The sequence below is a fragment of the Roseomonas sp. 18066 genome (assembly GCF_902706185.1).
Lineage (GTDB): Bacteria > Pseudomonadota > Alphaproteobacteria > Acetobacterales > Acetobacteraceae > Pseudoroseomonas.
This window is the reverse complement of the sequence record NZ_CACSJM010000256.1, coordinates 1-4683: the sequence shown is the minus strand read 5'-3', so window position 1 is coordinate 4683 and position 4683 is coordinate 1. Positions and strand designations below refer to the sequence as shown.

Below are 4683 nucleotides of genomic sequence, written 5' to 3'. Positions count from 1 at the left end.
AAGAGGCGGGGGCATGCACCATGGGGTGGCCTTTCGGGCTCAGTCGTCCATGTCGCGGATCGCGCCGCGCAGCTTGCGCCAGGCTTTCCAGCCGGCCCAGGCGGCCAGCAGGAGGGCGAGGCCGAGCAGCGCCGCGGGAGGGATCGCCGGGATCGGGGCGGGCAGATGCGCCTGCCAGATCCAGGCCGCGAGGACGATCAGGAAGAGGAAGATTCGCAGGATCATGACTGGCGCCAGACTGGCAGCCCTGCCGGCCGGCGTCAGCCCCCCTCGTGTCCCGCCGGGCTCAACCCTTCGCCGGCTCGGCGGCGCCCGGCCGGGCGGTGCGGCCATAGAGCATCATGGCGCGGCGCTCGAAGGCGCGGACCATCATGCGGACGGCCTCGTTGAAGACCATGCCGATCACCGCCTGGAGCAGCGCCGAGCGGAACTCGAAGTCGACGAAGAAATCGACCTCGGTGCCGCCATCGAGGGGGATGAACTTCCAGGTGTTGTTCAGGTAGCGGAACGGTCCGTTCTCGTAGCTGACGCGGACCTCATGCGGGCGGTCGAGGATGACGCGGGAGCGGAAGGTCTCGCGGAACATCTTGAAGCCGATGGTCAGGTCGGCGGTCAGCTCGGTCTCGGTCTGGGTGATGACCCGGGCGCCGACGCACCAGGGCAGGAATTCCGGATAGCGGCGGACATCGGCGACCAGCGCGAACATCTGCTCCGGCGTGTAGCGCAGGATGCGCTTCTCGGCATGGGTCGGCATCAGGCGCCAAAGGCCTGCTGGTTCGTCTGCAGCCTGGCGTTGCGGGCGTCGCGCAGCTGCGCGAAGTCCCGGTCGGCGTGGTAGGAGGAGCGGGTCAGCGGCGTCGCGGACACCAGCAGGAAACCCTTGCTGCGGGCCATGCGGGCATAGTCCTCGAATTCGGCGGGCTCGACGAAGCGGTCGACGGCCGCGTGCTTGACCGTCGGCTGCAGGTACTGGCCGATGGTCAGGAAGTCGATCTCGGCGCTGCGCATGTCGTCCATCACCTGCAGCACCTCGCCGCGGCTCTCGCCCAGGCCGACCATGACGCCGGACTTGGTGAAGATCGACGGGTCGAGCGCCTTCACCCGGTCGAGCAGCCGCAGCGAGTGGAAATAGCGCGCGCCGGGCCGGATCGACGGATAGAGCCGCGGCGCCGTCTCCAGATTGTGGTTGAAGACGTCGGGGCGGGCGGCGACCACCACCTCCAGCGCGCCGTCCTTGCGCAGGAAGTCGGGGGTCAGGATCTCGATGGTGGTCTCGGGCGCGGCCAGGCGGATCGCCGCGATGGTCTCGGCGAAATGGCGGGCGCCGCCATCCTTGAGGTCGTCGCGGTCGACCGAGGTGATCACCACATGGCGCAGCCCGAGCTTGGCCACCGCATCGCCTACGCGGCGCGGCTCGTCGGCGTCCAGCGCCCGCGGCAGGCCGGTGGTGATGTTGCAGAAGGAGCAGGCGCGGGTGCAGATCTCGCCCATGATCATCATGGTGGCGTGGCGCTGGGACCAGCATTCGCCGATATTGGGGCAGGCCGCTTCCTCGCAGACCGTCACCAGCTTGTTGTCGCGCATCAGGCTGCGCGTCTCGTGGTAGATCGGGTGGGTCGGCGCCTTGACCCGGATCCAGTCCGGCTTGCGCTTGATCGGGTTGTCCGGCCGGTGCGCCTTCTCGGGGTGGCGCAGCGTCGGGCGGGCCAGGGGCTGGTCGCCATGTTCCCCGCCATGCCCGGCGAGATGGGCGGCGGCCAGGTTGCTCGGCCCGTCATCGCGGCGCGAAGCATTCGAGACGGCGCCGCCTGCCCGGTGGTCGATCAGAATACGGGTGGCCATGGCTGCTCCTCCGGCTGAACCGCCGACACGATCGCCTCTATATGGTGAAGCCGCCCCGCCTGGCGAGGGGCCAGGGGCCATCGCGCGGTGGGATTGGCGCCGGGGGCGGCCCCCCCGGCGTCGGCCGGTCAGATGTGGATCACCCGGCCATAGGCGTCGAGCACGCTTTCATGCATCGCCTCCGACACCGTCGGGTGCGGGAAGACGGTGTGCATCAGCTCGGCCTCGGTGGTCTCGAGCGTGCGCGCGATGGTGTAGCCCTGGATCATCTCGGTCACTTCCGGCCCGACCATATGGGCGCCGAGCAGGGCGCCGGTCTTGGCGTCGAAGACCGTCTTCACGAAGCCCTCGGGCTCGCCCATGGCGATGGCCTTGCCATTGCCGATGAAGGGGAAGCGGCCGACGCGGACCTCGTGGCCGGCCTCCTTCGCCTTCGCTTCCGTCAGGCCGACGGAGGCGACCTGCGGGCGGCAATAGGTGCAGCCCGGGATGTTCGAGACATCCATCGGATGCGGATGCAGCCCGGCGATGGCCTCGACCACCACGACGCCCTCATGGCTCGCCTTATGCGCCAGCCAGGGGGCGCCGGTCAGGTCGCCGATGGCATAGACGCCGGGCTCGCCGGTGCGGCCAAGCTCGTCGGTGACGATATGGGTGCGCTCGACCTTCACCTTGGTGCCTTCGAGGCCCAGATTCTCGACATTGCCGACGATGCCGACGGCCGAGATCAGCCGGTCGGCCACGATCTCCTGCACCTTGCCGTCGACCTCGACCACGGCGGCGACGCCGTCGCCGGTCTTGCGCACGCCCTGCACCTTGGCGCCGAGCAGCACCTTCATCTTCTGCTTCTCGAAGGCCTTCTTGACGAAGGCCGAGACCTCGGCGTCCTCGACCGGCAGGACGCGGTCCATCGCCTCGATCAGCGTGACCTCGGCGCCCATGTTGAGGAAGAAGCTGGCGAATTCGCTGCCGATCGCGCCGGAGCCGATGACGATCAGCTTCTTCGGCATGATGTCGGGCTGGAGCGCCTCGCGGTAGGACCAGATCAGCTTGCCGTCCGGCTCGATGCCCGGGATGACGCGGGCGCGGGCGCCGGTGGCCAGGATGATGTGCTTGGCGGCGAGCTCGGCCACCGGCTTGCCGTCCTTGGCCGTGACGGCGAGCTTGCCCGGGCCGGCCAGCTTGCCGCTGCCGTCGAAGACCGTGACTTTATGCTTCTTCAGCAGGCCCTTGACGCCGGCCGAGAGCTGCCCGGCCACCTGGCGGGAGCGCTTGACCACCTTGGCGAAGTCATAGCGGACATTGTCGGCGGCGAAGCCGTACTGGTCCAGGCTGTGCAGCAGGTGGTTGATCTCGGAGGCGCGCAGCAGCGCCTTGGTCGGGATGCAGCCCCAGTTGAGGCAGATGCCGCCCAGATGCTCGCGCTCGACGAGGGCGACCTTCATCTTCAGCTGCGAGGCGCGAATGGCGGCGACATAGCCGCCGGGGCCGCCGCCCACCACCACCAGGTCGAACTGCTCGGCCATTGTCTTGCTCTCCTGTCCGCGCCGTGCACGGTGAGATGATCTCGGTGATCCACCGGCGCCAGGGCATGGGGCGCCAGGGGATGCAGGGTGTCAGCCGGCCAGCGCCTGCAGCGCGGGACCGGCGAGGCGCTGGTCCGTCCAGTCCTCGCGCCCGACCGCGCCGATCTGCCGGTAGAAGGCGATCGCCGGCGCGTTCCAGTCGAGCACGTTCCATTCCATCCAGGCGCAGCCCGTCTCCAGCGCCTTGCGGGCCAGCGCCTGGAACAGCGCCCGGCCGATGCCCAGGCGCCGGTGCCCGGGCTCGACGAAGACATCCTCGACCCAGAGCCCCGGCTTGCCGGCGAAGGTGGAAAACGTCTCGTAGAACAGGGCCAGGCCGACGACCTCGCCCTCGACCTCGGCCAGCAGCCCCTTGATCCGCTTCGTCGCCAGCGCGCCGTAGTAATCCTGCGCGCTGGCCACGACCTCATGGCCCAGCTTCTCGTAGTCGCCCAAGGCCTGGACCAGCCGCAGGACGTCCTCGGCGTCCCGCGGCCGGGCCTCGCGCAGCGTGAAGCCGGCGGCCATGGTCAGAGCATCAGGCTCAGCGGATCCTCGACCACCTTCTTGAAGGCGGCGATCCATTCGGCGGCCAGCGCGCCGTCGACGACGCGGTGGTCGACCGACAGGGTGCAGGTCATGACGGTGGCCACCGCCAGCGCGCCATCCTTGACCACCGCCCGCTGCTGCCCGGCGCCGACGGCCAGGATGCCGCCCTGCGGCGGGTTGATGATGGCCGAGAAGCTGGTGACGCCGAACATCCCCATGTTGGAGATGCTGAAGCTGCCGCCCTGGAACTCCTCGAGCTTGAGCTTGCCGGACTTGGCGCGGGCGGCCAGGTCCTTCATCTCGGCGCTGATGGCGGCCAGGCCCTTCTGGTCGGCCTTCTTCACGATGGGGGTGATCAGCCCGTCGGGAATGGAGACGGCCACCGAGATGTCGACGTCGTGGTACTGGATGATGGCGTCATCGGTCCAGCTGGCGTTGACATTCGGGAACTGGCGCAGGACGCGGGCCGCGGCCTTGATGATCAGGTCGTTGACCGACAGCTTGAAGGCGCCCGGACCGTCCTTCGGCGCGCGGGCATTGAGGTCGGCGCGCAGCTTCAGCAGCGCGTCGAGCTCGATATCCATCGAGACGTAGAAATGCGGCACCGTCGCCTTGCTCTCGGCCAGGCGCTTGGCGATGACCTTGCGCATGGAGGAGTTGGGCACCGCGGTGTGCGGGGCGGTGATGGCGGGCGCCGGGGCCTTGGGTGCGGCGGCCGGGGCAGGGG

6 protein-coding genes are annotated in these 4683 nt (G+C 69.1%); all 6 read right to left on the bottom strand.

What is annotated here, in order from left to right; genetic code table 11:
- Nucleotides 1-39 precede the first annotated feature (39 nt).
- Nucleotides 40-225: a hypothetical protein gene (locus GVN67_RS28120; protein ID WP_160000610.1), complete on the bottom strand. Its 186-nt coding sequence runs from the start codon at nucleotides 223-225 to the stop codon at nucleotides 40-42.
- Nucleotides 226-286: 61 nt separating this feature from the next.
- Nucleotides 287-754 carry a type II toxin-antitoxin system RatA family toxin gene (locus tag GVN67_RS28115; protein WP_160000609.1) on the bottom strand — a complete coding sequence of 156 codons (468 nt, stop codon included), beginning with the start codon at nucleotides 752-754 and terminating at the stop codon, nucleotides 287-289.
- Nucleotides 754-1842: a lipoyl synthase gene (lipA, locus tag GVN67_RS28110; protein WP_235035591.1), complete on the bottom strand. Its 1089-nt coding sequence runs from the start codon at nucleotides 1840-1842 to the stop codon at nucleotides 754-756. Before lipA ends, GVN67_RS28115 begins: the two co-directional genes overlap by 1 nt.
- A gap of 128 nt (nucleotides 1843-1970) precedes the next feature.
- Complete coding sequence (gene lpdA, locus GVN67_RS28105; RefSeq protein ID WP_160000608.1) at nucleotides 1971-3368, bottom strand: dihydrolipoyl dehydrogenase; 1398 nt, start codon at nucleotides 3366-3368, stop codon at nucleotides 1971-1973.
- A gap of 90 nt (nucleotides 3369-3458) precedes the next feature.
- On the bottom strand, nucleotides 3459-3935 hold the full coding sequence (locus GVN67_RS28100) for a GNAT family N-acetyltransferase (RefSeq protein WP_160000607.1): 477 nt from the start codon (nucleotides 3933-3935) through the stop codon (nucleotides 3459-3461).
- Nucleotides 3936-3937: 2 nt separating this feature from the next.
- Nucleotides 3938-4683 (bottom strand): 2-oxo acid dehydrogenase subunit E2 (locus GVN67_RS28095; RefSeq protein WP_235035589.1); only part of this gene is annotated, 746 nt, incomplete at its 5' end.